Origin of the sequence: Chitinophaga cymbidii, assembly GCF_007992715.1 — a bacterium.
Classification (GTDB): domain Bacteria; phylum Bacteroidota; class Bacteroidia; order Chitinophagales; family Chitinophagaceae; genus Chitinophaga; species Chitinophaga cymbidii.
The window spans coordinates 917,559-943,706 of record NZ_BKAU01000001.1 but is presented as its reverse complement, the minus strand read 5'-3'; the positions used below and the strand labels follow the sequence as shown (position 1 = coordinate 943,706).

Annotated in this window: 20 protein-coding genes; 14 read left to right on the top strand and 6 right to left on the bottom strand. The window is 52.3% G+C overall.

Translation table 11 applies throughout. The features are described from left to right. Positions 1-2: 2 nt before the first annotated feature. Positions 3-1,436: a chromosomal replication initiator protein DnaA gene (dnaA, locus tag CCY01nite_RS03585; protein WP_146857923.1), complete on the bottom strand. Its 1,434-nt coding sequence runs from the start codon at positions 1,434-1,436 to the stop codon at positions 3-5. A gap of 543 nt (positions 1,437-1,979) precedes the next feature. Between dnaA and CCY01nite_RS03580 the strand changes: the two genes are divergently transcribed. The 4 genes from CCY01nite_RS03580 to CCY01nite_RS03565 all read left to right on the top strand — a co-directional run bounded on the left by CCY01nite_RS03580 (position 1,980) and on the right by CCY01nite_RS03565 (position 6,310). Further along, positions 1,980-2,372 (top strand): DUF3127 domain-containing protein, encoded by a 393-nt coding sequence (locus tag CCY01nite_RS03580; RefSeq protein ID WP_146857922.1) that lies wholly within the window; start codon positions 1,980-1,982, stop codon positions 2,370-2,372. Between the two features lie 147 nt (positions 2,373-2,519). Next, a complete protein-coding gene (locus CCY01nite_RS03575; RefSeq protein ID WP_146857921.1) occupies positions 2,520-4,088 on the top strand; it encodes an NAD(P)/FAD-dependent oxidoreductase in 1,569 nt (522 codons plus the stop codon). Positions 4,089-4,106: 18 nt separating this feature from the next. Further along, positions 4,107-5,018, top strand: coding sequence for an ABC transporter ATP-binding protein (locus CCY01nite_RS03570; RefSeq protein ID WP_146857920.1), 912 nt, complete (start codon positions 4,107-4,109; stop codon positions 5,016-5,018). Beyond that, complete coding sequence (locus tag CCY01nite_RS03565) at positions 5,015-6,310, top strand: ABC transporter permease (RefSeq protein ID WP_146857919.1); 1,296 nt, start codon at positions 5,015-5,017, stop codon at positions 6,308-6,310. Before CCY01nite_RS03570 ends, CCY01nite_RS03565 begins: the two co-directional genes overlap by 4 nt. Positions 6,311-6,374: 64 nt before the next feature. On the opposite strand, the gene CCY01nite_RS03560 is transcribed toward CCY01nite_RS03565, so the two are convergent. After that, on the bottom strand, positions 6,375-7,325 hold the full coding sequence (locus tag CCY01nite_RS03560; protein ID WP_146857918.1) for an NAD(P)H-dependent flavin oxidoreductase: 951 nt from the start codon (positions 7,323-7,325) through the stop codon (positions 6,375-6,377). A gap of 12 nt (positions 7,326-7,337) precedes the next feature. After that, positions 7,338-8,330, bottom strand: coding sequence for a sugar phosphate nucleotidyltransferase (locus tag CCY01nite_RS03555; RefSeq protein ID WP_146857917.1), 993 nt, complete (start codon positions 8,328-8,330; stop codon positions 7,338-7,340). 172 nt (positions 8,331-8,502) lie between these two features. On the opposite strand from CCY01nite_RS03555, the gene CCY01nite_RS03550 reads away from it, so the two are divergent. Further along, on the top strand, positions 8,503-10,701 hold the full coding sequence (locus CCY01nite_RS03550; protein ID WP_146857916.1) for an RHS repeat domain-containing protein: 2,199 nt from the start codon (positions 8,503-8,505) through the stop codon (positions 10,699-10,701). An 11-nt stretch (positions 10,702-10,712) separates the two neighbouring features. Beyond that, a complete protein-coding gene (locus CCY01nite_RS03545) occupies positions 10,713-11,159 on the top strand; it encodes a hypothetical protein (RefSeq protein ID WP_146857915.1) in 447 nt (148 codons plus the stop codon). A 327-nt stretch (positions 11,160-11,486) separates the two neighbouring features. Here the strand turns inward: CCY01nite_RS03545 and CCY01nite_RS03540 are convergent, their stop codons facing one another. Beyond that, the gene (locus CCY01nite_RS03540) at positions 11,487-12,338 is read right to left on the bottom strand and encodes an NAD(P)-dependent oxidoreductase (RefSeq protein WP_146857914.1); all 852 of its coding nucleotides are present in this window, start codon (positions 12,336-12,338) and stop codon (positions 11,487-11,489) included. A 182-nt stretch (positions 12,339-12,520) separates the two neighbouring features. On the opposite strand from CCY01nite_RS03540, the gene glyA reads away from it, so the two are divergent. Continuing rightward, positions 12,521-13,798, top strand: a complete 1,278-nt coding sequence (gene glyA, locus CCY01nite_RS03535; RefSeq protein ID WP_146857913.1) for a serine hydroxymethyltransferase — start codon at positions 12,521-12,523, stop codon at positions 13,796-13,798. Between the two features lie 100 nt (positions 13,799-13,898). Here glyA and CCY01nite_RS03530 read toward each other — a convergent pair whose 3' ends face one another. After that, positions 13,899-16,250, bottom strand: a complete 2,352-nt coding sequence (locus CCY01nite_RS03530) for a PDZ domain-containing protein (protein ID WP_146857912.1) — start codon at positions 16,248-16,250, stop codon at positions 13,899-13,901. Positions 16,251-16,623: 373 nt separating this feature from the next. Here CCY01nite_RS03530 and CCY01nite_RS03525 point away from each other — a divergent pair, with 373 nt between their 5' ends. Genes CCY01nite_RS03525 through CCY01nite_RS03510 form a run of 4 tightly spaced genes read left to right on the top strand, consistent with a single transcriptional unit; the run spans position 16,624 to position 19,478 of the window. Continuing rightward, entirely contained in the window at positions 16,624-17,460 is an 837-nt protein-coding gene (locus CCY01nite_RS03525; protein ID WP_146857911.1) for an ABC transporter ATP-binding protein, read from the top strand. A gap of 12 nt (positions 17,461-17,472) precedes the next feature. Further along, a complete protein-coding gene (locus CCY01nite_RS03520) occupies positions 17,473-18,303 on the top strand; it encodes a hypothetical protein (protein ID WP_146857910.1) in 831 nt (276 codons plus the stop codon). Between the two features lie 24 nt (positions 18,304-18,327). Continuing rightward, complete coding sequence (locus CCY01nite_RS03515) at positions 18,328-18,702, top strand: GntR family transcriptional regulator (protein WP_146857909.1); 375 nt, start codon at positions 18,328-18,330, stop codon at positions 18,700-18,702. A 17-nt stretch (positions 18,703-18,719) separates the two neighbouring features. Beyond that, complete coding sequence (locus tag CCY01nite_RS03510; RefSeq protein ID WP_146857908.1) at positions 18,720-19,478, top strand: hypothetical protein; 759 nt, start codon at positions 18,720-18,722, stop codon at positions 19,476-19,478. Between the two features lie 50 nt (positions 19,479-19,528). Here CCY01nite_RS03510 and CCY01nite_RS03505 read toward each other — a convergent pair whose 3' ends face one another. After that, positions 19,529-20,080 carry an RNA polymerase sigma factor gene (locus CCY01nite_RS03505; protein ID WP_186830878.1) on the bottom strand — a complete coding sequence of 184 codons (552 nt, stop codon included), beginning with the start codon at positions 20,078-20,080 and terminating at the stop codon, positions 19,529-19,531. A gap of 94 nt (positions 20,081-20,174) precedes the next feature. Between CCY01nite_RS03505 and CCY01nite_RS03500 the strand changes: the two genes are divergently transcribed. From CCY01nite_RS03500 to CCY01nite_RS03490, 3 genes are all read left to right on the top strand, one after another. Beyond that, positions 20,175-21,218, top strand: coding sequence for a FecR family protein (locus CCY01nite_RS03500; RefSeq protein WP_146857906.1), 1,044 nt, complete (start codon positions 20,175-20,177; stop codon positions 21,216-21,218). Between the two features lie 95 nt (positions 21,219-21,313). Then, positions 21,314-24,514: a TonB-dependent receptor domain-containing protein gene (locus CCY01nite_RS03495; RefSeq protein ID WP_146857905.1), complete on the top strand. Its 3,201-nt coding sequence runs from the start codon at positions 21,314-21,316 to the stop codon at positions 24,512-24,514. A 17-nt stretch (positions 24,515-24,531) separates the two neighbouring features. Beyond that, positions 24,532-26,142, top strand: coding sequence for an NHL repeat-containing protein (locus CCY01nite_RS03490; protein ID WP_146857904.1), 1,611 nt, complete (start codon positions 24,532-24,534; stop codon positions 26,140-26,142). The last annotated feature ends 6 nt before the right edge of the window (positions 26,143-26,148 follow it).

Genomic DNA, 26,148 nt, shown 5'->3' with positions numbered 1-26,148 from the left:
TATTACATAGCGGCGAGTTGCACTTTTTGTTGCAGCTCGATCACGCTGTCGCGGAAACTGTTGTCGGTATCCATCAGGTCTTTCACGGTCTGGCAGGAGTGGATCACGGTGGTGTGGTCGCGTCCTCCGAAGTGTTCGCCGATGGTCTTTAAAGAGTTCTTGGTAAAACTTTTGGCCAGGTACATGGTGATCTGGCGGGCCTGCACGATCTCGCGCTTGCGGGTTTTCTGCAGCAGCTTGTCGTACGGCACATCAAAATATTCGCAGACCATTTTCTGGATGCTTTCGATGGTGATTTCCTTGGAGGATGTTTTCACGAAGGATTTCAGCACGCGCTTGGCCAGTTCCAGGTCTATTTCTTTCCGGTTCAGGGAAGATTGCGCGAGCAGGGAGATCAGTGCGCCTTCCAGCTCCCGCACGTTGCTCTGGATGTTGTAGGCAACGTATTTCACTACTTCTTTCGGCATTTCGAGGCCGTCGTTCCGCATCTTCATTTCCAGAATTTCCATGCGCGTCTCGAAGTCAGGGATCTGCATGTCCGCGCTGAGGCCCCAGCGGAACCGGCTAAGCAGGCGTTCCTGCAGGCCGTCCAGGTCCTTCGGCGGTTTGTCGGACGTAAGGATCAGCTGTTTGCCGCTCTGGTGAATGTGGTTGAAGATGGCGAAGAAGGCGTCCTGCGATTTTTCCGCGCGGGCGAAGAACTGTATATCATCTACGATCAGCACATCTATCAGCTGATAGAAGTGGATGAAGTCATTGATGATATTATTCTTGGAGTGGTCGATGAACTGGTTGATGAATTTTTCCGCGCTTACATAAAGAACGGCCTTGTTCGGGTTCTGCCTTTTCACTTCATTGCCGATGGCCTGGGCAAGGTGCGTTTTGCCAAGCCCCACGCCGCCGTAGATCACCAGCGGATTGAAAGAGGTGCCGCCCGGTTTGTCCGACACTGTTTTGCCGGCTCTCCTGGCCACACGGTTGCAATCACCCTCAATAAAGGATTCAAAAGTGTAGTTGTGGTTCAGCTGGGAATCTATCTGCACACGTTTGATACCCGGGATCACAAACGGGTTTTTCACCGGATTTTGTATCGTTAACGGGAAATCTACTTCGCTGTCCTTCTGAGGCTTGGTAAATTGCGTGGGCATATTCACCGTTTTAGGATGTTGATGGGGAGTGCCATTCTCTACCACTATCCGATATTCCAGCCTTGCTTCTTTGCCTAACTCGCGCTTGATCGTTTTGCCTAACAGTCCAACATAGTGCTCTTCCAGGTATTCATAAAAAAACTGACTGGGGACCTGGATCGTTAAAACATTGTTTTCAAGCTTTACGGGTTTAATCGGTTCAAACCATGTTTTGAATGGTTGCCATTCCACAATATCCCTGATTATATTCAGACACTTTTCCCAAACTTGTTCGCAAGTTTTACTCATTTAACTAAAAAAAATTAATCGTGTTTATAATTTGGGTGTTCTCGAATACAAATTCTTCAATATGGGCAGTTGAAGAATTTTTTGACAGGACGACGAATATCTGATTAAAATGTTGAAAAAAAAAATAAATCTGCCCTTGTTTTATTTAGAACAATTACAGAATACCGGCTCCTGTTTATTCAAGATTTTTTCGGCTAAAACACCCGTTTAGCCTGCAATTCGCCACAATGAAAAGTGTTAAACCGTACGGGCATGATTCACAGGTCATTTGTCTGTCTGTTTGCTGATTTGCACGAAATCACCAACATAACAGGTAAAATAACATTGCCCATGTCCAGCGCTAAAAATGATGGTCCCGGTGGGAGCTTTTCAGAGGCTTCGGTGTATCTCACTTTTTTGGAAAACTGCGTTCGCTATTCTCAAATTTCGTGCAAATGTATGGTGTTGTTTGCAAAAATGTAGAATAACTTGTGCAAAAGTAATTCAGCGATCCTATATTGAAAAACTTATCTTTGGCGCAATTGAAATTTTAAATTTGTTTTTATGAGTTTTGAAATTACCGGAAAGCTGATAGTGAAGTATAATACGGTTCAACGCAGTGAATCATTCAAGACCCGGGAATTCGTGATAGAGAAAACCGATGACATCAATGGACGGGTGATTACGAATTACGTGAAGTTTCAGTGCGTGCAGGACCGTACCGCTATCGTAGACCGCCATAACGAAGGTGAAATGGTTAAAGTTTATTTTAATATAAAAGGTACCCGCTGGGAGAAAGACGGCAAGGTGAACTACATCACCAACCTGGACGCATGGCGCATGGAGAGCATGATGCAGGCGCAGCCGGGAGCGGACCGTCAGCCTGACTACAACACTTCACAGGAAGCGCCTTTTAACGCCGGTGGAGGAAACAGCGGAGACGACCTGCCGTTTTAATCCTTTCCTGTTATTATATTACGCACAAAGGGTTCCGTGTTACGGAGCCCTTTGTTATTGCAGCCGGCGCTGACCGGCAACGGCCGGCCCTTGTTCATTCAGATATCTTATCTTTGTGCCAGTTTTAGGATAAATACCTAACCGCACATGATTCAACAGCTCTCCCTCAAGCTGCTCCCGCAGGACGCAGCCCATCAACGCACCATTATAAAGCAGGCTGCCGCCGCGCTGGGCGTAAAGCCCGCGGCCATCACCGGCTTCCATCTTCTCAAACGTTCCATAGACGCGCGCTCCAGGCAGGTATACTATATGCTCACCCTGGAAGTCTTCATCAACGAGCCTTACCACCAAAGGGAACGCCCGGTGTTCCGCTATGATCCGCTCAGCAGCAACGCCCAACGGGTCATCATCATCGGCGCCGGGCCGGCAGGGCTTTTTGCGGCATTGCGGCTGATCGAGCTGGGCCTCCGGCCCATTGTGCTGGAACGCGGGAAGGACGTGCGCGCAAGACGGAGAGATCTTGCCGCACTGAACAAAACCGGCATCGTCAACCCCGAATCCAACTACTGCTTCGGTGAAGGCGGCGCCGGCACGTATTCCGACGGCAAGCTGTACACCCGCTCCAACAAACGGGGCAGCATCAACCGCATCCTTCACATCTTTCAGCAATTCGGGGCGGACGAGAACATCCTCACAGACGCCCATCCCCACATCGGCACCAACAAGCTGCCGCATATCATCACCGCCATGCGCGAGCAGATCATCGCCAGCGGCGGTGAAGTGCACTTTGAGCAGAAGATGACGGGACTGCTATTGCAGGACGGCCATGTCCGCGGCATAAAGACAGCCGGTGGCGGAACATGGGAGGCTTCTCATGTCATACTGGCAACCGGCCACTCCGCGCGTGACATCTTTCAACTGCTGCATGACCAGCACATCCTCATAGAAGCAAAACCTTTTGCACTCGGCGTCCGCGTGGAACATCCGCAAACACTGATCGACAGCGCGCAATACCACTGCCCGCTGCGTGGCGACTTCCTGCCGCCGGCGAGCTACAGCCTTGTGGAGCAGGTAGAAGGCCGCGGTGTGTTCTCCTTCTGCATGTGCCCCGGCGGCATCATTGCGCCGGCCGCCACTTCGCCCGGCGAGCTGGTGGTGAACGGCTGGTCGCCGTCCAAACGCAACAACCCCTTCGCCAATTCAGGCATGGTGGTCACCGTAGATGAAACGGACTTCGCGCCCTTCGCGCAACACGGCGCCCTCGCCGCCATGATCTATCAGCAGACCGTGGAGCGCGACGCCTTCGCAGCCGGTGGCGGCAAATTTGTAGCGCCCGCGCAGCGCATGACGGATTTTGTCAAAGGCAAGGTGTCCGCCACCCTGCCGGAATGCTCCTACATCCCCGGCGTGCGCAGCACAGACCTCCGCGAAGTATTGCCGGCAGCCGTGCACAGCAGGCTGCGGGAAGCTTTCAAGGCATTCGGCAAAAAGATCCGGGGATATTATACGGACGAGGCGATACTGGTCGCCACTGAATCCCGCACCTCGTCCCCCGTGCGCATTCCGCGAGATACTGCAACATTCATGCATCCGCAGGTCTCCGGCCTGTATCCCTGCGGTGAAGGCGCAGGCTACGCCGGCGGTATTGTATCCGCGGCCATGGACGGAGAGCGCGTAGCAGAAGCCATCAAATATTCCTTGGCACCCATCGCCTAATCCATTAAATTTAACAGTATGAACGTACTGGAACTGCAACATCTAAAGAAGCACTATGCCACGCATAAGGCGGTAGACGATATCAGCTTCACCATCCCCAAAGGCAGCATATTCGGACTGCTAGGCCCCAACGGCGCAGGAAAGACCACCCTGCTGCGAATGATCACCGGCATCTTTTATCCCGACGATGGCGAGATCATCTTCGACGGCAAAAAGTTCGACCCCCATAAAGACATTCACCACATCGGTTACATGCCCGAAGAGCGCGGCCTCTACAAGAAAATGAAAGTAGGGGAGCAGGTGATGTACCTGGCGCAGTTGAAGGGCCTCGGCAAGCAGGATGCGCAGACGAAGATCGATCACTGGTTCGCGAAGTTCGAAATCGCCTCCTGGGTGAACAAGAAAGTGGAAGAGCTGAGCAAAGGCATGCAACAAAAGGTGCAATTCATCTCCACGATCATGCATCAGCCCAAGCTGCTCATCCTCGACGAGCCTTTCTCCGGCCTCGACCCCATCAACTCGCAACTGATACAGGACGAGATATTCGAAATGGCGCGAAACGGTACTACCATCATCTTTTCCACCCACCGCATGGAACAGGTGGAAGAGATCTGCGACCACATTGTGCTGGTGAACAAAGGCCGCAAGGTGCTGGACGGGTCGGTGAAGGAGATCAAGCAGAACTTCAAGCAGCACCTGTTCCGCATTGCGCTGGACGAACAGCCGAATCCCGCGCAAATGGCCACCTGGCATTTCACTATCGTGCAGCAGCATGAGAAAGCCTATACCGTGAAGCTGAACGAAGCCAGCAAAACGAACGACATCCTGTCGCATTTCATTCACCACGGCATACAGGTGAACTATTTCGAGGAAATCCTGCCTACGATCAACGAGGTATTTATTTCGCAGGTGAAAAACGCTGAAGCATGAACAAAATATGGATCATTATTAAAAGGGAATATCTCACCAGGGTACGCAAAAAATCCTTTTTGATCGTCACGCTGCTGGTGCCCGTGTTATTCGTGGCCATGATCCTCATCCCCATCCTGATGATGCAGTCCGGCGACAATGAGAAGATCGCCGTGGTAGACGACAGCAAGGTATTCCAGGGAAAGCTGGCGGATGACGGCGGCGTGCATTACAAGTTTGTGGACGCCAAAATAGATACCTTCAAAAATACTTACCTGGAACAAGGCTATACCGGCCTGCTGCACATCCCGGCGATGGACATTGACCGCCCCGGTACCATCGTGTATTACAGCAAAGGCCAGATGAACGTGATGCTGAAATCCAATATGGAACGGCGGCTGGAAGGCGTGCTGGAAGACAAGCGCATGGAAGTGGCGGGGATCGACAAGGCAAAAGTCGAAAGCATCCGCGCGGACATCGACATCGTGAACCTCGCGGGGAAAGACGAGAAGAAAGGCAGTGCGGGACTGGCCTACGCCGTGGGATATGGCGCCGCCTTCCTGGTATATATTATTCTATTGGTGTTCGGCACCACCGTGATGCGCGGCGTGATGGAAGAAAAGATGAACCGCGTGGCGGAAGTGATGGTGTCCAGCGTAAAGCCGTTCCAGCTGATGATGGGAAAAATTGTAGGCATCGCGGGCGTGGGGCTCACGCAGTTCCTGATCTGGATCGTGCTGATCGTGGGCCTGCAAATGCTGTTGCCGCTGTTTGTCGGCGCCGATACCATGAATGCCGCCGCGGCGCAGGGTGCAGGTAACAACGCGGCCATGGCGGAGGCGATGAGCAAGATCAACTTCGTGGTGGAAGGCGTGAACTGGCCGCTGATCATCACCTGTTTCCTGTTCTATTTTCTCGGCGGATATCTTTTCTATGCCGCGCTGTTCGCCGCTGTGGGCAGCCTGGTGAATGAAGATCCGAACGAAGCGCAGTCCCTCACCTTCCCCATCACGCTGCCGGTGATCATATCCATTTTTATCATGTTCGCCGCGGTGCGCAACCCGAACGGACAACTCGCGGTATGGGGCAGCATCATTCCTTTCTCTTCGCCTGTGGTGATGATGGCGCGCATTCCTTACGGTGTGCCGGGCACGGTGCCTTACTGGCAGCTGGCATTGTCAGTCATCTTCCTGGTGGCCGGTTTCATGGGCACCACCTGGCTGGCCGCGAAGATCTACCGGACGGGGATATTGTTGTACGGAAAGAAAGTGACGTTGAAGGAAGTGGGGAAATGGTTGTCAAGAAAGAATTGATAGGTGGGCCGGCGGCGGGATCAGCGATGGTGCCGCCGTTGTGTCACTCACTGCAGCGGCAGGATCATAAATTGTGCAGTTGCCTGCGCACTTCGTTAAACTCCTCCCATATCTCCTGCACGATGTCAGCAGCCGGTTGGATATCCTTTATCATGGCGCTCACCTGTCCGATCTCCAGTTCTCCTTCCTCCAGCCTTCCTTCGAACATGCCCAGCTTCGCCCTGCCACGCCCCAGCAATAATGCCAGCTCTTCCGGCGAAGCGCCCTGCAGTTCCGCCGCCCGCACCGCGTCATAGAACGCATTCTTCAGCAGGCGCACCGGCGTCAGTTTTTTGAGTGATAGCATGGTATCGCCTTCTCCGGCGCTTACCACCGCTTCCTTGAAATTCATATGTGAAGATGCTTCCGGCGTAGCCACAAAACGGCTGCCTACCTGCACGCCATCGGCCCCCAATGCAAAAGCCGCGGCCATCGCTCTGCCCGACCCGATGCCGCCCGCAGCGATCACCGGTATCTCCACCGCGTCCGCTACCATGGGAATGAGCACCATAGAAGTCGTTTCCTCCCGGCCATTGTGCCCCCCGGCCTCAAAGCCTTCGGCCACCACCGCGTCCACGCCCGCTTCCTGGCTCTTGCGCGCAAACTTCGCGCTGGACACTACGTGCACCACGGTGATGCCTTTCTCTTTCAGCAAAGGCGTCCATGTTTTGGGGTTGCCCGCGGAAGTGAACACAATGCGCACACCTTCCTCGATAATGATCTGTATATGTTTATCGATATCCGGGTACAACAAAGGTACATTTACCCCAAAAGGCTCACTGGTAGCCTGTTTGCACGCACGGATATGCTCGCGGAGCACATCTGGGTACATGCTGCCGGAACCGATAAGTCCCAGCCCGCCCGCATTGCTGACCGCGCTGGCCAGCCGCCATCCGCTGGCCCACACCATGCCGGCCTGTACAAGCGGGTATTGAATATTGAATAGACGGGTGATACTGTTGCTGAATGCAGCCATAATCTTTGTTGGTTAGCCCAGGTCGATCTCCGTATTGTCCCCGATGTTGAGGCTCTGGCTCAGCCCCCGGATGTTGGCGTCACTGCCGATGAGCGAAGATTTCAGCACCACTTCATACAGGTTGCTGAACGACCCGATAATGGAATCTTTTACGATGGAATAGCTGATAACGGTATTATCACCGATCGCTACATTCGGCCCGATGATGCTGTTCTTGATGTTACACCCTTCGCCGATACTCACGGGCGGAATGATGATGGTATTCTCGTAAGGCAGCACCGGGTTGGTAGCCAGCTTGTATTTTTTAAGCAGGGTGGCGTTGGTTTCCAGCAGCGTGTCTTTCCGGCCGCAGTCGAACCAGTTGCTCACCTTGAAGGCGTTGAGCTGTACGCCATGCCCGATCATGCATTCCAGCGCGTCGGTCAGCTGAAACTCGTCGTGTGAGCGCACCTGCTGCTGCACGTTATCTTCGAGGCATTTATAAAGCTGCTCCGTTTCGCGGATCTTGTACATGCCTACCAGCGCCATGTTGGATTTCGGTATCTGCGGTTTTTCCACAACGCGGGTGATCGTGCCGCCGTCGTTCATCTCCGCCACGCCGAAGTTGCGGGGATCATCCACTTTCTTTACCCCGAGCAGGGAGTGGGGCGAGCTGATCACCTCTTTGAAATCACACTCCACGATGGTGTCGCCGAGCACGATGAGTATTTCGTCATTCTGCACAACGTCCCGGGTCAGCAGGATGGCGTGCCCGGTGCCCTCGCGGGCGTTCTGCTGCACGAAGTGCGTGGTCAGGTCCGGGTATTTCTTTTGTACATAATGCTGGATCTTTTCGCCGAGGTAGCCCACCACGAACACAAATTCGCGGATGCCGGCTTCCACCAGCTGGTCTACGATGATGCTCAGGATGGTCCTTCCGGCCAGGGGGATCAGCGCCTTCGGTTGCGTATATGTATGTGGTCGTAGTTTGGTGCCGGCACCTGCTACTGGTATGATTGCTTTCATGGTGTGGTGTAGATTGCGGGCAAATTACGTAATCAGTTGCGAATTATGAATTTGGGAGGGGATTAATATGGGGTGGATACTGAAAAAAGAAGCATTAGCAGGGTCTTGCTCATCCAGAGCCGGGCTTGTCCTAATCACATAGAAGTATAAATATGATGCAGAGAACCGCCTGGTGGAAGCAAGAACCGGTATCACCGCCAGTTCCGACTGGCGGAATATTAGTACCGTCGTGAACGGCAAGACGGATGCGATCTATCGTTACTACCTGCACGGGCCGTTGGCGCGTGTGGAATTAGGACATGAGAAGCTGCAGGGCATTGATTATGCTTATACACTGCAAGGCTGGCTGAAAGGAATCAATGGCAGCCATCTGAACCCTGCGGTCGAAATCGGGCAAGATGGAGCGAATGGTGTAGGAAAAGACGTAATGGCTTATTCATTAGGTTATTTCAGTGACGACTATAAACCAGTCAATGCCGCAGCCGAGGCATTCCAATTGAAATATGGTGCTGAAACAGAAGATATCACAGGCCATGCGCTTTACAACGGGAACATCAGTCATACAACAGTTGCGCTATATCAGTTACCGGGTACTACGCCGGTTGGATATACTTACCGGTATGATCAGTTAAACCGCCTCGTCAAACAGCGTCAGCATGCGCTTACAGCCGCAACTACCAGTTGGGGCCTGGCACAATACACAAATGATTATAAGGAGAATATCGACTACGATGGAAATGGCAATATCCTGAAATATGTCCGGAGCAGTGCCGACGGTGCGCTGATGGATACATTGAGTTATTTTTACCCGCGGAATGCAGCCAGTAGATTGGTTAACAATAGATTACGGCATGTAAAGGATTATGTTTCCACGCCTGCTATTACTTCAGATATTGAAACTCAGGTGGATGATAACTATCTTTATGATAATATCGGTAACCTGATCAGGGATTCTAAAGAGTCTATTACCAAGATTGAATGGACAGTCTATGGGAAGATCAGGAAGATCACGAAGACAGGAAGTTCTTTGGAATATGCTTATGATCCGGCCGGTAACAGAGTTTACAAGCAGGAAACAGTTGGCAGTACGGTAAATAAAACATGGTACGTACGGGATGCCCAAGGCAACGTGCTGGGAGTTTATGGGAATAAGAACGGTGATGCGGTGACTTACTGGAAGGAGCAGCATCTTTACGGAAGCAGCCGCCTGGGTATGTGGATGCCCGATATTAACATCGTTGGAGGTACAAGCAGTACGCCATGGAATTCGCCCGGTAATCGCCGTTATGAGCTGGCAAATCATCTCGGTAACGTACTGTCTACGATCAGCGATGCGGCAAAGGTGGATTTCTACCCGATAGTGGAAAATGCGCAGGATTATTACCCGTTTGGGATGATGCAGCCGGGGAGGACATATAAGCGGGTGGAGGGGAGTAGTTATCGATATGGGTTCAATGGGAAGGAGAATGATAATGAGGTGAAGGGGGTGGGGAACCAGCAGGACTATGGGTTTAGGGTGTATGACCCACGTTTAGGGCGGTTCCTATCAGTAGATCCGCTTAGGGATGACTATCCATTCTATACACCGTACCAGTTCGCTGGTAACATGCCAATCCAGTTTGTTGATCTGGATGGTCTAGAGCCGGGTCCTCCACCTAGTCAAGCTTATGCTATGAATAAAAGCTTGGTGGATGACCTGATGGCAGGGAAAAGAACTCCGAGGGTTGTAAATTCAGCAAGAGCAGGCGCTGTGGTGACATTAACGATGGCGATAGCTCTTGATGCAGTGTTTACAAAAGGGTGGGCTACAAGAACGTTGCTATTAACGCAAGTAGGAGGCCTTTTTGAGCATAATACGGCGAAAAGCCCGGAAGGGAAGAAGTTACAGGAAGAAAGGTTTAAGGACGGGGCAGCAGATCTTGCTATTACTTGGGGAGTGGGAAGGATTCTCAGTGCTGGATTTAAGGTGTTTAAAGCTCCCACAGAAGAAGCGTTTGAGTACATGTATAGAGTACAGGGGGGAATAAGTAAACCTCGGTTCGTTGTTGACGAGGCAAGGCAGAATATTGGGATAGCTGGTGATGATATGTTGTTTATTAATATTGGACAAGAAGGCCGGGCGTTAGAGTTTGCAGCTAAGAGAGGAGAAGAAGCAGTCATTTTGAGAATGAAGATTACTAAATCATTTGCCGATAAAATAAGGCAAGATGCCGTTCCTCAGAATGTAGGTAGATTAAATCCGGGGAAGCCACAAATTGTTGATCCGACCAAAGCAGTAGACCAGTATGGGCTACCCAAAGAGTATTTTGATGATTTATTAAAAAACATCGATAAGAAATCAATTGAGATAATTACCAAGCCCACAAACTAATGAACTGATTTATGGATGAAATAGAAAGGATTGCATTTAATAATGCAGGGGAATTGTTTAAAGGTTCAGTTTTGCATTTTAAGGTTAATGCAAATAATCCTTCTTATCACCTTCTAAGGGTTAAAGAAGTTGTTACTGAAATTGCGAGATATGACCGTGATAGTTGGCCTTCTGATGAGAAATGGGAAGATATATTACCTGGTTGGTTTATAGAAAGAATAAAATCGTATGATATAAATGAAATATTAAGTAATTCTTCGGTTTTATGGGATTATGGATCATGGCTTGATGCTATGAAAAATAGAGGTTGGAAATGGTACAGTAGTAATGTTTTTGAAGGAGGCTTTTCAATTTACCTTGAGGCTAAGGAGTTCCCTTTTTCTGTTAATCCTCTTGAATATGTAATTTATGAAAGCGGGGTATTATTGCCAAACATCACCTTTACCGAAGAATTTTAAATAAGCTCTTTATGGGAAGAAATATCAAGCGCAGTTTGAGCTGCATTTTTTATTTGGCGTAAGCTTTTTTGTTTTTGAAATCCCGGATCACTATATCGATGTGGCCGAGGCATATTTTTTTGCTTCTGGCGGGTTGGCGTTTATATCTTCCAGTCTTTTAAGGGTGGCCTGACCCAGTACAAGGCAGTATTACAAAAGTATGTCAGATTGTTAAAGATTCAATTCTGTTACCAATAATAATAGATAGTTGTGCTAGTGTCTGATTCTAGTTATGTGTGAGTCATTCCATTGCACAAATATTCCTCTGGACCAGGAATAAGAGTTTCATCAACGCGTCGAACCCTTCCCGATCACCGTCCAGTCTTTCTTGCCAAAGCCCATCTCAATCCACCGGTCCATTTCCTCCGCTATCGCGGGGATCACAGCCAGCTTAACGCCAGCCTGTTCAGCCGTTTGCAGGAATAAGCCGGTGTCTTTACGCGCCATGTCCAGTTCCCATGAAGGCTGGTCGTAGTTGCCGCCGCCGATCTTCTTCAGGCGGGCCTGCAAAGCCATGGCTGGGTTCCAGGATTCGAACAGTGCGGACACATCATCTATGGAAACATGCAAGGCTTTCGCAAGGGCGAGCGTATCGGCGAGGCCGGCGGTGAAAGTCACAAGGAAGAGGTTGCCGATCAGCTTCATGCCTGCGGCTTTGCCTTCTTCCGGTCCGAAGTTGATGAGTTTGCCGGTCATCGGGGAAAGGATGGGTTCTGCTTTCCGGATCACTTCCTGGTCGCCGGATACCATCATAAAACCGGTGCCTTCCAGGGCATTTTGAGGGCCCATGAATACGGGCGCATGCAGGTAGGTATAGCCGCGTTCTTTCCACGCTTTTGTCCGGCGCACAGCGCCTTCTGCGGAGGTGGTGGTGTGGTCTATGATCATGGCGCCGGGCTGCAGGCCGGCGACGGCAGCAGTCAGCACTTCGTCTACGGAGGCATCGTCCTTCAGCGCAACATGCACGATCGCGGCGCCTTTTACGGCATCGGCTATTTGCTCGTACACAATGGCGCCTTCTGCTTCGAGGGCTTTTGCTTTTAATGCGGTACGGTTCCAAACCTGTACCTGTTCACCTTTTTTCAGCAGGGCTTTTGTGAAATTGGCGCCCAGCAGCCCTGTTCCCAAAAATGCTTTCATCGTATCATCCTTTAAAAGTGATACACAATTTATAACAAGATTTGATAAAAGCCATCCCTTAAAGCAATACCAGCATTACATATATAAATTATCATCATTTTTCCAAATTGCTCTTTTCATCAATTCCAAATTCTTAATTAATCAGAAGATGATTAATTTTGCGTCTTAAATTTTCCTTCACCATGCAAAGAGACCAGCAGATATTCGATATTATCGGCCAGGAACTGGAAAGACAGCGCCATGGCATTGAGCTGATAGCTTCGGAGAACTTTACCAGCTTGCAGGTAATGCAGGCCATGGGTAACGTTATGACCAATAAATACGCGGAAGGTTATCCCGGACGCCGCTACTACGGCGGTTGCGAGGTGGTAGACCTTAGCGAACAGCTGGCGATTGACCGCGCCAAGGAGATGTTCGGCGCTGAATACGCCAACGTGCAGCCGCACTCCGGCGCACAGGCCAATGCCGCCGTATTGCTGGCCATTCTGCAGCCTGGTGACAAGATCCTGGGGCTGGACCTCAGCATGGGCGGGCACCTTACCCACGGCTCCGCCGTGAATTTCTCCGGGAAGCTGTACCAGCCTTTCTTTTACGGCGTGAATAAAGAAACCGGTCTGGTTGAATACGATGTAATGGAAGAAAGGGCATTGGCGGAAAAACCCAAGGTGATCATCTGCGGGGCTTCTGCTTACAGCCGTGACTGGGATTACAAGCGCATCCGCGAGATCGCTGATAAAGTAGGCGCTTTCGTAATGGCGGACATCGCGCATCCGGCGGGCCTCATTGCAAAGGGGCTGCTGAACTCTCCTTTTGAACACTGTCATTTCGTTACCACTACTACCCATAAAACATTGCGTGGTCCCCGCGGAGGTCTGATCCTCATGGGGAAAGACTTTGAAAATCCTTTCGGCCTCAAAACCCCGAAAGGCGAAGTGCGCATGATGAGCTCCCTGCTGGATATGGCGGTATTCCCCGGCATCCAGGGCGGCCCCCTCGAACATGTGATCGCTGCAAAGGCTGTATCCTTCTTTGAAGTATTGTCCGACGATTATGACGTGTACGCCCGCCAGGTCATCCGCAACGCACAGGCCATGGCCCGCGCTTTCGTGGAGAAAGGCTACCAGATCGTTTCCGGCGGTACCGATAACCACCTGATGCTGATCGACCTGCGCAATAAAAACATCAGCGGCAAGAAAGCGGAACAGGTACTCGTAAAAGCAGACGTTACCGTGAACAAGAACATGGTGCCGTTCGATGATAAATCCCCCTTCATCACCTCCGGTATCCGTATAGGCGTGCCAGCAGTGACCACCCGCGGAATGAAGGAAGATCATATGCCGCAGATCGTGGACTGGATCGACAAGCTGTTACTGGATTCAGATAATGAAGGGCTGATCACGAAAGTGCGCGGAGAAGTGAACGAGTTTATGAAGCAGTTCCCGCTGTACCCGGAAATGTAATTCATTGGAGAATGACGATATAAATGAAGGCTGCACCATCTGGCGCAGCCTTCGCTTATTTTGAAAGTTCAGTCGAACATTCAACTCCATCGGGATGTTTTCACTTCGCCACCTTCAGCTCCATCGCCCGCTGGTTGCGGAACACCGTCATCTGCATGCTTTGCTTCCAGGCATGCTCCTGGAATTTCGACATAAAATCCGCCGTATCCCTGATCTTCTCCCCTTCCACCGCAATCACCACATCGCCCGTTCTGAAACCGGCCTTGTACGCCTCGCTTCCTGCCGGCACTTTAACGAAATATGCGCCTGATTCATCCGGCAGGCCGGTGGCCGAGCGCTCGCCTAATCCTTCTATATTCTTTACCGTGGCGCCTTTCCAGGTGAGGGAAGCCTTGCCAGCGGTCTGCTGTGCGTACAGCTCCGCCGGTAAAGGAACAGGAGCGGCCAGGGCTTTCAGCCTCGGGATACGTACGCCGAACTGGTCCATCGGGAAGTTCGTGAAGCCGGTGGAGAGCACTTTGCTGCCGGGTTTTACCCGGTAGTCACCTGCGGCGAAATCCATGAATTGCGGGTCGCCGTAAGTGGAATGCACATCGGTGCCGTTCGCCTGCGCAGCTTTCAGCGAAGATTTGTCGGGGAAGAAGTTATAATCGACTTCCTTGCCCCATGTTTGAATGCCGATCGGTTTGTATGCGGACGTAACGATATTGTAACGGAACACATCGCCGCTATTGGAAAACCACACATGCGGGTGGAAAGAATTATTGATGATGATATTGTTCTCCACCGTTCTGAAAAATCCTTCCCGCAGCTTCAACCCGCCATTAAGACAAACGTTGTTGTAAATGCGGTAGTTCGAGGAACCGTCGTCCAGGTCAATATCCCAGCCATGATCGCAGCGGAAGCGGTTGTGGTGGATGACCGTGATGTCGCGGGCATCGAGGGTGACAAGACTGATATCCGCCGTGGTGGCGCTGTCCATCACCCGGCGGTCGGGGTGCCAGAAGCGGTCGCGGCCCCAGGAGTTGAAAGCGCCGTGGTCGCCGGTTTCCAGTACGGTATTGTAAACGTCGTTGTACTCGATAATGTGCCCGCCCCAGGTGCCTTCACTCACATTGATGCCTGCACGCGGAACGTTGTGAATAGTGTTGTGCGAGATGGTGATGTTGGACGACATGGAGATCTGTACGCCGGCGGACTGCTTTTCCACTTCGCCGGTGTACTGGATGAGATTGTCCTTTATGTCGCAATAATGCGGGTAGTTCTCGCTCTGCGGGCCCGGTGTGCGGTCCATTTTTGTGTAGGGAACAAACTGATTGTATTCAAAAGCGGGAGAGCGCACAGCATCCGGACTGCCAACAACGGCAATGCCGCTGGCGCCGGCTTTGTAAATGTGGCAGCTGTCCACATTCACATACCGGTTATAGTTATTCAGGAAGATGGCGTTACCGCCCACTTCATCGAACTTGCAATTGCCGATGTAACAGTATTCCGCGCCTTCGATCAGCAGGGCGCCGCCGCGGTAGATGGTCCAGTCGCTGCGCAGCAACGGCTCTTTTGTAAGCATGAAGGTACGGGCAGTGCCGGTGAAGATGATGTTGTTGAGAATGACCTGCTTTACCGGCCGCTGATGCGATCCTTTGATAACGATCAGTTCTTTCAGCACGGCGTAAGACACGTTTTCGGGCAATTCACCGCCTGTGGGCGGCATATAGTACAGCTGGTGCGCGGCACTGTCGAAATACCATTCCCGCGGCGCATCCAGTTCTTCTATTACATTTTCCACAAAGCGGTATTGCGGATGCAGGCCCATCTGGCGGTTATTCTGCCAGCCGCCTTCCAGTACCGGAGCGCCTTTTTCATCCACCCCGGTGATGCGGTAATGATAACCGCCCCATTCCGCGCGGTGCAACGCATGTACGATAGCGCCCACGGGCTGTTTCCACGTTTTGACGCGGGCAGGAGAGAGGGCGTCTTCCGCTGTGCCGTGATAAAAGCGGGCGCTGGAATCATAGTTGGGATAACGTGCCAGTATCTGTTGCTCACCGTTGATGAACAAACGGTCCATCGACGGAACGGAAGCGGGCACGGCGGTGCGGTAGACGCCCCGCTGCCAGGGCTCCCAGGATGTTTTCAGGGGCTTTGCGCCGCTGAGCACCACTTCCTCGCCGGGATATCCCATGATGAAAAGAAAAGTATTCATGTCCGCATTGTCTTCCGGCGTCAGCAGCAGCGTGCTGTCCAGGTAGTAAGTACCGCCCCGGAGCACTACCTGCACGGTTCCGTCCAGCTTCCGCCACATCTGCTGCGCATGGTGCAGTGTAGCTACCGGCGCTTCCTTTGTGCCGGGATTGCTGTCATTCCCCGAAGGAGAAATATAAATACGCTGCGTCTGGCCGGAAACCGGCATCATCCATAATATCAGGCTGCAAAACCATATCCCTTTGAACATATCACACATCATTGAACCGATAAATGTACAGCCTTATTCCGGCCTGCTGTAATATTAAATGCACGAATCCTGCCATTAAAATGCGTATTGAATAATGAGAGAGTCGATAGTATTTTATCTTTTTAAGGAAACAGGTGCGGGAAATAGCCGGGAACCGGCCATGAACACCGAAGGAACGGGCCGGGTCAGGTGGACGTAACGTGGACATGAGGTGGACTTGATCCGCCGTTGATTTTGCGAATATCCTACCAGAAACGAAAGATGTCAAGCCAAATCATTCTTCGAAAGGAAAATTTGGAAATTCAAAAGATCGATTTACATTTGTAGTGTACTATTTAACTAGTACACTATATCAATCAGAAAAATAAAGATTATGATATCCCTTCAACACCTGCATTTTTCCTACCGCAAGGGCCGCCCTGTGCTGGACGATGTGTCGCTTTCCCTCCGGCCGGGCCGCATTTACGGTCTGCTCGGACGAAACGGCGCCGGCAAAAGCAGCCTGCTGTACAACATCTGCGGCCTGCTCTTCCCGCAATCCGGCAAATCCGAAGTAATAGGCTTTGACCCCTCAAAGCGCGAACCTTCCTTCCTGCAGCAGATCTACCTGTTGCCGGAAGTCTTCCGCCTGCCGGACATGGATATCGCGCAGTACCTGCAGCTCTTCACACCTTTTTATCCCGCTTTCGACCACAGCGGTTTTCACCAGTACCTCGAGGTATTCGAGATACCGCGTAACCATCAACTTTCCGCCCTCAGCCATGGCCAGCAAAAGAAAGTGCTGATCGCCTTCGCCATTGCCACCCGCGCCAAAGTGCTGCTGATGGACGAGCCTACCAATGGGCTGGACATCCCCTCCAAACACCAGTTCCGTAAAGTGATCGCCGGCTCGCTGGCCGAAGATCAATGTATGATCATCAGCACTCACCAGGTTAAGGACCTGGACAGCCTGATCGATGAAGTGATCATTATGGACGGCACGCACGTCATCCTGCAGGAACCCGTTACCCGCATCACCGAAAAGCTCTCCTTCCGTCATGTGATGAGCCTCGAAGAAACAGAAGCGCCGCTTTATACCGAAGGCGCCCTGAAAGGATATGCTGTAGTAGCCGTTAACCGCCGGCAGGAGCATTCCCGGCTGGACATGGAGATGTTCTTCAACGCCGTGCTGCTGGAAAAAAAATCGATCCTCCCCCTGTTCAAACAATAAAAATATTATACCATGAATTTTTCGTTCAACCGTTTTGGTTACCTGCTCAAATTGCAGCTGGCTGTTAACCGGAAGCTTTACCTCTTAGGCATCGCATCTATCGCGGGCATCCTGCTTGGATTTATGTTCTTTCTTTCCTACGTGAGCGAATTCGGGTATGAATCCCAGGAATTTGTTTTCGCTACCGGATTGATATTGAGCTCCGCTGTATTCAGCTCCACCATTTTCAGACAGTTCGCGCGAACGGACGATCGCATCATGGCCATGATGCTGCCCGCCTCCGCCGCGGAACGGCTGGCCGTGGCGCTGCTGCTGGCGATCGTGTTCTACCCGTTCGTATTTATACTGATCTGCATCCCCTGTACCCTGTTGGTAAATTATATCAACCTGCACTGGAATCGCTATGAGAGCGGATTTTATCTGCCCGTTAATGCAACTGCCCTGTACGCATTTTTACTGAATATCTGCATACAGTCGCTTGTCCTGCTCGGTGCTATCTGGTTTCGCCGGCATGTTTTCGTTAAATCGGCGGTAGCGGTATGCCTCCTTGTATTTGCGGTTGTGCTGGTGAACAACGGATCTGCCAGAACAATGATAAACAAATCGAGGACAGCGGAATTTTACCAGCGGGACACGTTATATAACTTCGACAGCGCTGTTCCCTACTATTCCATCAACCTGCAGGCGCATACAAAAGTGGCCGACGGCATGTACAACATCGGGCATTACTATCATGTAGCCTTGCGGCCGGCTGTTCAGATACCTTTCCTGCTGATACCGGCATTGATCCTTGTGCTGCTGTGGTGCGTCACCTGGATGAAGATCCGCGAGCAGCAGCTATAACCGTTCATTATTCAAACCGCCAACATGGAATTCAATCATACACAGGCCATATATCTCCAGATCGCGGATTTCGTCTGCGACCAGGTGCAGCTGCAGCACTGGCTGCCGGAGGGGAAAGTGCCGTCGGTACGTGAACTGGCAGTTACCCTGGAGGTGAATCCCAATACCATCATGCGTTCGTATGAGTTCCTGCAGCAGCAGGGCATTATCTATACAAAACGGGGTATGGGATATTTCGTCAGCGCCGACGCGATAAAGAAGATCACCGCTATGAGAAAGGAGCAGTTCGTGCAGGAGGAACTGCCGCAGTTCTTCCGCAGGATGTTCCTGCTGGGAATAGAGCTGGACGAGTTGAAAGGACGCTATGAAAAATACAAGCAGCGTCAAATCAAAGCATAACTATTAAAGCTAATTACATGAAAACGAGTAATAAACTGCTGATCGCGGTCCTGGTGTTCCTGCCGGTATCGCTGGTGTTGTATAATTTTTTGCTGAAGGGAGAATTTGTAAAAGGGAATATCAGGATGAATGCGGCGGACTTCGTCAGCAAGAGCAACAAGCGTTCCCTGAAACCATTCCGCCACATTGTATATGACGGCGCTTTATGGAAGGTATCGGAAAACGGGACACGCCGTTCCTTTAGCGAAAGCCATAATCTGCGGCTGTTCTTCAGGAAAGACACGGCCTCCTGGATGGAGCTCAGCGCCATGCAGGAAAGATACATGAAGGTCCGGCAGGAGGGTGATACCTTATTTATATCCTACCTGGTTGACAGGATGACGGAAGGCAAATATTTTAACGACCATTCCCTGCAGATCTACGCGCAGGAACTGGCCTCTGTTACCGGAGACCATTGCTGGATAGAAGTATTCGGGCTTTCGCAGAAAGACGTTCCTTTGAAGGTGCACATGAAGGAAAAGGCCAGGTGCCTCATGTACGGAGGAGTACTGCCGCGGCTGAATTTACAGCTGGAAACGGATGCGATTTGCGACATAAGCTGGGGCGGCGCCATAGATACCCTGGGCTACCGCTTTGGTAGACAGACGACCCTGAACATTTCAAATGATACGAAGGTGCGCGTATGGCAGCCGGTGGGCGTGGATTCAACCGCAAAGATCGCTTTGTCCGGCAGCGCGGTCAGTATGATGGGGTATTTGCAGGCAAAGGAAGAGTAATAATTCTGTCTTCATAAAGATGAATGCCGTTCCGGTTTTTACCGGAGCGGTTATTTCATTTCCCGTCGGAGAGTTTCCAGTGCGTTGAAAATGATATTATAAACAGTTTTACGGGAGATGCCAAGCGCGGATTCCATTTCTTCGTAGTTCATCTGCAGGTAGAAGCGCATTTCCAGCAATTCCAGCTGCCGTGGCGTCAGCTGCGCCAGTGCCGCACTGAGCCGTGCGCGGCGGGCTTCATTTTCCTGGTAGCCCAGCAGCTTTTCAAAGTAAGATAATTCCGCAGGTTCGTACGCCGCTTCTTCTTCGCCTACCGGCACGTAGCGGGGCGCATGTTTCAGCGCGTTGAGCAGCCGGTTTCTGAAAGCTCTTGCCACATATGCTTTTACATGCGTCACTGCGGGCAGCCGCGCATGCTGTTCCCATAAATGCAGGAAAAGCTGCTGGATCAGGTCTTTGACCTGGTGCTGGTCCTCCGTATACCGCCCGCCGATATTCAGCAGGTACTGGTACATGCTTTTATAGAGCGATACCATCGCCTGCTGGTCGCCTGCACGTATCTTATGCCAGATATCCTGATCCAAAGCGGTTTTTGCTGCCAAAATACAGTTGCAATATTAACAGCGTGTTAAGTCGCGCAAAACCCATGGGAAATTATGGCCGCTCTGTTGTCTGGTCAGTGAGAAACAAAAACGAATGAAAGTTTATTCGACCGCATCGGAATTTTTACTGGACGATTCATTCTGCGCCTACTGCCTGGGCACAGACCCCACAGCACAGCATTCCTGGGAACAATGGCTGCAAGCCCACCCCGGCCAGCAAGCCCTGTTCAACGAAGCGGTGTCCCTGTTCCATTCCCTGAACACGACAGACACACAGGCGCCGGAGAACTGGCGCGCATTCGAACAGTTGCTCGGCAACACCGCCCCGCAGCAGGACGCCATATACATACCGCTCAAACGGAGATCCCTATACCCCCGCATGATCCGCACCGCCGCCGCCTGCGTCGCCGGCTTGCTGGCCGCAGGCGCGGCGTACTGGATGTTCACGGGCAACCGGCAGGCCACGCATCTGGCGGCTGTGGAAACATACGATACGCTCCGCACCCGCAAAGGAGAACAAAAGAGAATATCCCTGCCGGACAACAGCACAGTAGTGCTGAACGACAACAGCACACTGATCTATCCGCACGACATGGAGCGGTCGCCGCGCCGGAACGTCCGCCTCAGCGGAGAAGCCGTTTTCCACGTACAACCGGATGCTTCCCGGCCTTTTACCGTGCAAACAGGCCGGCTGAAGACCACCGTGCTCGGAACGGTATTTAACGTAAATGCTTACACGAACAGCAGCAATATGACCATCACTGTGCTGGAAGGAAAGGTGGGCGTAGCATCGCAGCTGGACAGCGCCACGCTCCTGCGGAACCAGCAGGTGCAATACGATCTGCACCGTCATACCATGACCAGCAGCGCGGTAGACGCGGAAAGCCTGGCAGACTGGCGGCACGGCAAGATGCGCTTCCGGGAAAATACCCTGGCGCAGATCGCCGCATCCCTCGAAAACCGCTTTGATACGCTGATACGCTTCCGCCAGCCGGAGATCGCGCAGGAGCTGTACACCGCCTCCTTCGAGCGGCGCGCAAGCCTGGCGGCCATTGCGGAAGTGCTCTGCATGAACAGGAACCTTCAATTCACCATTCAAAACAACACCCTGTGGTTTAGTTACCGCAATATGCATTAAACAGACCTGGTACAACGGCCTATCCATCACATCATGAAACAGCATGTCTTCATGTAAGGGCCGTCCCGTGCCATTCATCATTCTAAAACATACTTATGTACAAAAACTTCTGGGTAACATTCCTCATTGTCTGCATGCAAGTGCCGGTTTTCGCTGCCGGCCGGCAAAAAATGGACCTGGTCATACAGCAGGAGGCATTGAGCAGCGTGCTGGTGAAGCTGGAAAAGGCCAGCGGATACAACTTTGTGTATGAACCGCCGCTCGTGCGGAACATCGTTATCACCGGCAAAAACTTCAAGGGCCGGGACTTCTGGTTCATTCTCAACGACCTGCTGCATGCGCACCGCATCGCATATTCCGTGTCCGGCGCCAATATCATCCTGGCAGCGGTGCCGCCGCCGCAACCGGTGCAGTACGGGAAGATCAGCGGGCGCATTGTGGACTTCGAGAACGCAGACCCGCTGCCCGGTGCTACCGTCCGCCTGGAAGGCACCGCCATCGCCATGGTCACCAATGAGAAAGGCGACTTCCTGTTTGAAAGAGTGCCGGAAGGGAAGTACAATATCCTCTTTTCTTATATCGGCTATAAAAGCGGCCGGTTGAACGGACTGGTGGTCACCGCCAACAAAACAATTACCGCCAGCTTCAAGCTCCAGGCCAGCAACAACCTGAAACAGGTGGAAGTGAAAGGCATTGCCCGGAAAAAAGTGGTCAACACTACGGACGAACAGCTGATCAATGAGCTGTATACGGCGCGGACAGTGATATCCGGCATTTCCAACGAACAGATTACCCGCAGCATGGACCGCGACGCGGCGGAAGTAGTGAAGCGCATTCCCGGCGTCAATGTTTCCGATGACCGCTTTATTGTAGTGCGCGGTCTGAGTAAACGGTATAACATGACCTTTCTGAACGATAACCTGGCGCCGGCCACGGAGCTGGACAGCCGGGCCTTCTCGTTCGATCTTGTCAGCAGCAATACGATCGACAAGATCATGATCTACAAATCCCCCTCTCCCGATCTGCCGGGCGAGTTTGCCGGCGGCCTGATAAAGATCAATACCAAGAAAAGCATGCTCACCCGCCAGATAGATGTGCAGCTCTCCGCGCAATACCGTCCCGGTTCCAGCTTCTCGGACATATCTTCCTATGCGGGTAGCAAAACGGATTTCCTGGGATTGGATGACGGCGTGCGCAGCCTGCCCAAAGGCATGCCGAGCCCGGTGGATTTTAACCTGATGGGCCCCGACGTGAATGCGAAATACTCGAAGCAGTTCGCCAACAACTATCTCACGAACGCCCGGTATTTCGATCTGGATAAACGGCTTACGATCAACTATTACGATTCCTGGAAACTCGGCGCCTACCAGCTCAACAACCTCAGCTCTTTTTCCTATACCAACACGCATGAGGCCCGGGAAACGGAGCAGCAATCCCTTTACAAAAGCAACCGCTCGTACGAAGGCGTCATCCGCCAGGGCATACATGCCGCGCGTCTTTCCCTCATCCAGAACAATAATATTCAACTCGGCGATCACGTAAAGCTGGAGCTGAAGCAGTTCATCAACCAGCAGGGCCAGCGCATTGCGTTGAACGACTACAAGGTGAAGGACGGTTTCGAGCACCTGGACCAGCGCCGCGTGGGGCTGTACTTCCTGAGCAGCTTCCTGTATTCCGGCCAGCTGGGCAGCTATCTGCATTTCGGACCGGCGGAGCGGACGAAAATATTCACCAACATCGGCTTTTCCTCCATTCACCGCAAAGACCCCGACCTGCGCGAGCTGGGCTACAGCCGTCAGAGAGATCCGGAAGTTTCCCTGACGGAAGACAACCCGGACGCGCCCTGGATACACGGCAGCCGCGATCTTATTTATCCCGTATCCCGCTATTTCATCGACGTAAAAGAAAAAGCCTGGCAGGCCAACGCCGATGCGGAGCACCGGTTTGCTTCCTTTTTTAACCTGAAAGCCGGTGTTTTTCACGAAACACGCCAGCGCTATCTTTCCACCCGCACTTTTCGTTTAGCCAATGGCGTACATGCGTACGACCCGAATATCATCATTCCGAATGAAGAAGAAGGCGGCGGCACCGGCGCGGAGGAATGGCAGATACCGGCGCGGCTGGATACCGGCATTTTCCGTGCGGACGGCACCGGCCTTCGCTGGCGCGAAGCCACCGTTCCGAACGATCAGTATTTCGCGGAAAACCGGAATACGGCGGGATATATCAGCCTTGATCTGCTGGCATTGGAGAACAAACTGAACGTATTCGGCGGCGTGCGGGTAGAACATAACCTGTTCCGCATCCTGGGTTCCCTGCAAACCGGCCAGGCCAGCTACCCGCTGGTGATCAGCAAGCCGGTAACTTCCGTGCTGCCTTCCGTGAATGCGAGTTACCGGCCGGACAGTACCATCATTATCCGCGCGGGATATGGCAAAACGCTGAACCGTCCCGAATTCCGGGAAGCGGCGCCGATGGATTACTTCGATTACATCAAATATGAGCACTATTACGGCAACCCCAACCTCTCCACCGTGAACATCCATAATTACGATGTACGCTTCGAGTGGTATCCCCGCAGCATGCTCCGCAACGAAATGTTCAACCTCGGATTTTTTTACAAGACGCTGGACCGTCCGATAGAGCTGATCTGGGGAAGGGAACGCACTTTTGAATCCGCTTTCAATACTTTCTACTACGCCAATACCGGGGCCGCTAAGGTGTACGGGCTGGAAGCGGAGATACGCAAAGGACTGGCTTTTCTTTCCGGCAATGTCTTCCGCGACCTCTCCTTGATCCTCAACGGCGCGATCCTGCACAGCGAGGTGAAAACACCGGCGTTGATCTACTACGGTCACCAGGCGCCGCGGGAACGGCCGCTGCAAGGCCAGGTGCCCTACCTGCTGAACGCTTCCCTGAATTACGAACGCCCGCAGACCGGAACAAAAGTAGCCATCGTTTATCACCGCAGCGGTGACCAGATCTATGCGATCGGCACCAGTGAATACACGCCCGGTGACATCAATTCCGGATTCCCGGACATCATGGAGAAAGGCCGCGATATGCTGGACCTTACCTGGAGCCAGCGCGTGAACAAATACCTCAGCATCAAGGCCGGCGCGCAAAACCTGTTGAATGCGCCCATGACGCTGTACGAAGACTATAACCGCGATTATAAATACACACCCGAACAAACAAGTGTAAAAGACGGCCAGACCGTCAATTCCGGCGATGTGATCAGCCGGCGCTACTATCAGCGCCCGTATTACTCCCTCGCGCTGAATTTTATTTTCTGATGAAAAAAACGTTGCGTATGAAACACATATTTATACTATTACTCGGCCTTTCGCTTTTTTCCTGTAAGAAGTTCGATGAAGAACTCGGGATCAGGGAAACGGATTCCGGCGTGGTGTTCGTAGGAAGGAAGGCTGGCGGCGGCCCGGTGGCGAAGATCGCGGAAGAGATCGAAGTGTTTGCCAAGATCGGTGTGCCGGATGCGGCGCTGCAATTTTATGTGGGTAACGTAGCCGTGGAGCCGCTTAACCGCGAAAGCAGGATGGTGAAAGTGCCCAATTACAACGCGGGCGATTCCGTGCTGCTGCCCATGGAGGTATTTACGTTCCTGGTGCCCGAAGGCGCTACACTCGGCCCTACCAACGTGTACTTTACGGCGAATGGGGTGAAACGGACGCCCATGGAGCTGTTTATCTCCAAGCCGGATATTCTCTATCCCGGAAAGGTGATCGTGGAACCTTACATCATCGTAAAAGACAGTGAGCAGCCGGTGGACGGCCCCTTAGCCACCGCCGGCGTCGGGCAGCTGGAAGACATTTCGTACGATGCGGCCAACAAGGTCTTCTATATGCTGGAATGGTATACAAATTCTTCTACGAACGAACCTTATTACGTGGTGCGCCAGCTGAAAGACAGCGTTATAACAACACTTGCGGGCGGAGGGGACGACATCGACGCTACAGTGGGCCGGCAACGCGACCTGGGCCGCGTGCTTTCCATGAAACGCGGTCCGGATGGCAAGCTTTATCTCGGGGTGATGACAGGCGTATGGTATGACAGCTACGACGGTCAGCGCCACCGGCAGGACAGGCCCGAGATCATCCGGCTGGACCCCGCCACCGGCAACATCGAGCACCTAGCCGGCGGGAAAACGAGGACCGGCAACAACTACGAAGGCATACGCGATGGCAGGGAAAATGCGCTGCTCAGTGAACCGTCCAGCATGACCTTTGATCCCGCCGGAAACCTCTATTTCATAGACAAGCGGGCCCTCATCCGCAAAGTGTCTACGGACGGCATGGTCAGCACCTTGTTTGGCAAAGTGGATTCCTTCGCCTACGAAACGATCGACTACCGTACGGGTAATATGACCAATGAAACGTTCTTCCTCCCGGTAGAAGAACACACGGACGGCTTTGGCGATGAAGCGCGTTTCTACGGCGCTATGAAGATCGTAATGGCGGGTAACGGCAAACTGTACGTGCTGGAAGAGCCGGGCTGGGAATACCAGGAGAACATCCGCGAGATCAATCCCGATACAAAAGAAGTATCCACCATCATCGGTCAGCCTGCCGGTTCCCGGAGTTTTGTGTACAGCGGCACTTTCAAGGAAGTGGAGCTGTCCGGCGTGTCTTCCTTTGATGTGGACTACGACGGCAATCTGCTGATCACCAACTTCTTTCCCCTGGGAGAGCAGGGCATGATCTATAAAATGGACCTTCAGCAGGAAACGGTGACTTATCTCGCCGGCGGCGGCCCGCGGGACGAAGCGTCCGTTTTACAGCCGCAGCCCGGCAACAACGCCGCGTTTGTATATGCACGGCGGATCGTTTTCGACCAGTTTGGGAGCCTGTACGTGGTAGACGGCCAGTATGGCGTCCAGATCAAAAAAATTACAATAGAACGGTAACCTTTA

What these genes read in the sequence shown, in the direction of transcription:
- CCY01nite_RS03545 (WP_146857915.1), top strand. Translation starts at nt 10,713, where the DNA reads ATGGATGAAATAGAAAGGATTGCATTTAATAATGCAGGGGAATTGTTT.
- CCY01nite_RS03570 (WP_146857920.1), top strand. Translation starts at nt 4,107, where the DNA reads ATGAACGTACTGGAACTGCAACATCTAAAGAAGCACTATGCCACGCAT.
- CCY01nite_RS03525 (WP_146857911.1), top strand. Translation starts at nt 16,624, where the DNA reads ATGATATCCCTTCAACACCTGCATTTTTCCTACCGCAAGGGCCGCCCT.
- CCY01nite_RS03580 (WP_146857922.1), top strand. Translation starts at nt 1,980, where the DNA reads ATGAGTTTTGAAATTACCGGAAAGCTGATAGTGAAGTATAATACGGTT.
- CCY01nite_RS03520 (WP_146857910.1), top strand. Translation starts at nt 17,473, where the DNA reads ATGAATTTTTCGTTCAACCGTTTTGGTTACCTGCTCAAATTGCAGCTG.
- CCY01nite_RS03510 (WP_146857908.1), top strand. Translation starts at nt 18,720, where the DNA reads ATGAAAACGAGTAATAAACTGCTGATCGCGGTCCTGGTGTTCCTGCCG.
- CCY01nite_RS03560 (WP_146857918.1), bottom strand. Translation starts at nt 7,325, where the DNA reads ATGGCTGCATTCAGCAACAGTATCACCCGTCTATTCAATATTCAATAC.
- CCY01nite_RS03555 (WP_146857917.1), bottom strand. Translation starts at nt 8,330, where the DNA reads ATGAAAGCAATCATACCAGTAGCAGGTGCCGGCACCAAACTACGACCA.
- CCY01nite_RS03495 (WP_146857905.1), top strand. Translation starts at nt 21,314, where the DNA reads ATGTACAAAAACTTCTGGGTAACATTCCTCATTGTCTGCATGCAAGTG.
- CCY01nite_RS03540 (WP_146857914.1), bottom strand. Translation starts at nt 12,338, where the DNA reads ATGAAAGCATTTTTGGGAACAGGGCTGCTGGGCGCCAATTTCACAAAA.
- CCY01nite_RS03515 (WP_146857909.1), top strand. Translation starts at nt 18,328, where the DNA reads ATGGAATTCAATCATACACAGGCCATATATCTCCAGATCGCGGATTTC.
- CCY01nite_RS03500 (WP_146857906.1), top strand. Translation starts at nt 20,175, where the DNA reads ATGAAAGTTTATTCGACCGCATCGGAATTTTTACTGGACGATTCATTC.
- CCY01nite_RS03565 (WP_146857919.1), top strand. Translation starts at nt 5,015, where the DNA reads ATGAACAAAATATGGATCATTATTAAAAGGGAATATCTCACCAGGGTA.
- CCY01nite_RS03575 (WP_146857921.1), top strand. Translation starts at nt 2,520, where the DNA reads ATGATTCAACAGCTCTCCCTCAAGCTGCTCCCGCAGGACGCAGCCCAT.
- glyA (WP_146857913.1), top strand. Translation starts at nt 12,521, where the DNA reads ATGCAAAGAGACCAGCAGATATTCGATATTATCGGCCAGGAACTGGAA.
- CCY01nite_RS03490 (WP_146857904.1), top strand. Translation starts at nt 24,532, where the DNA reads ATGAAACACATATTTATACTATTACTCGGCCTTTCGCTTTTTTCCTGT.
- dnaA (WP_146857923.1), bottom strand. Translation starts at nt 1,436, where the DNA reads ATGAGTAAAACTTGCGAACAAGTTTGGGAAAAGTGTCTGAATATAATC.
- CCY01nite_RS03530 (WP_146857912.1), bottom strand. Translation starts at nt 16,250, where the DNA reads ATGTTCAAAGGGATATGGTTTTGCAGCCTGATATTATGGATGATGCCG.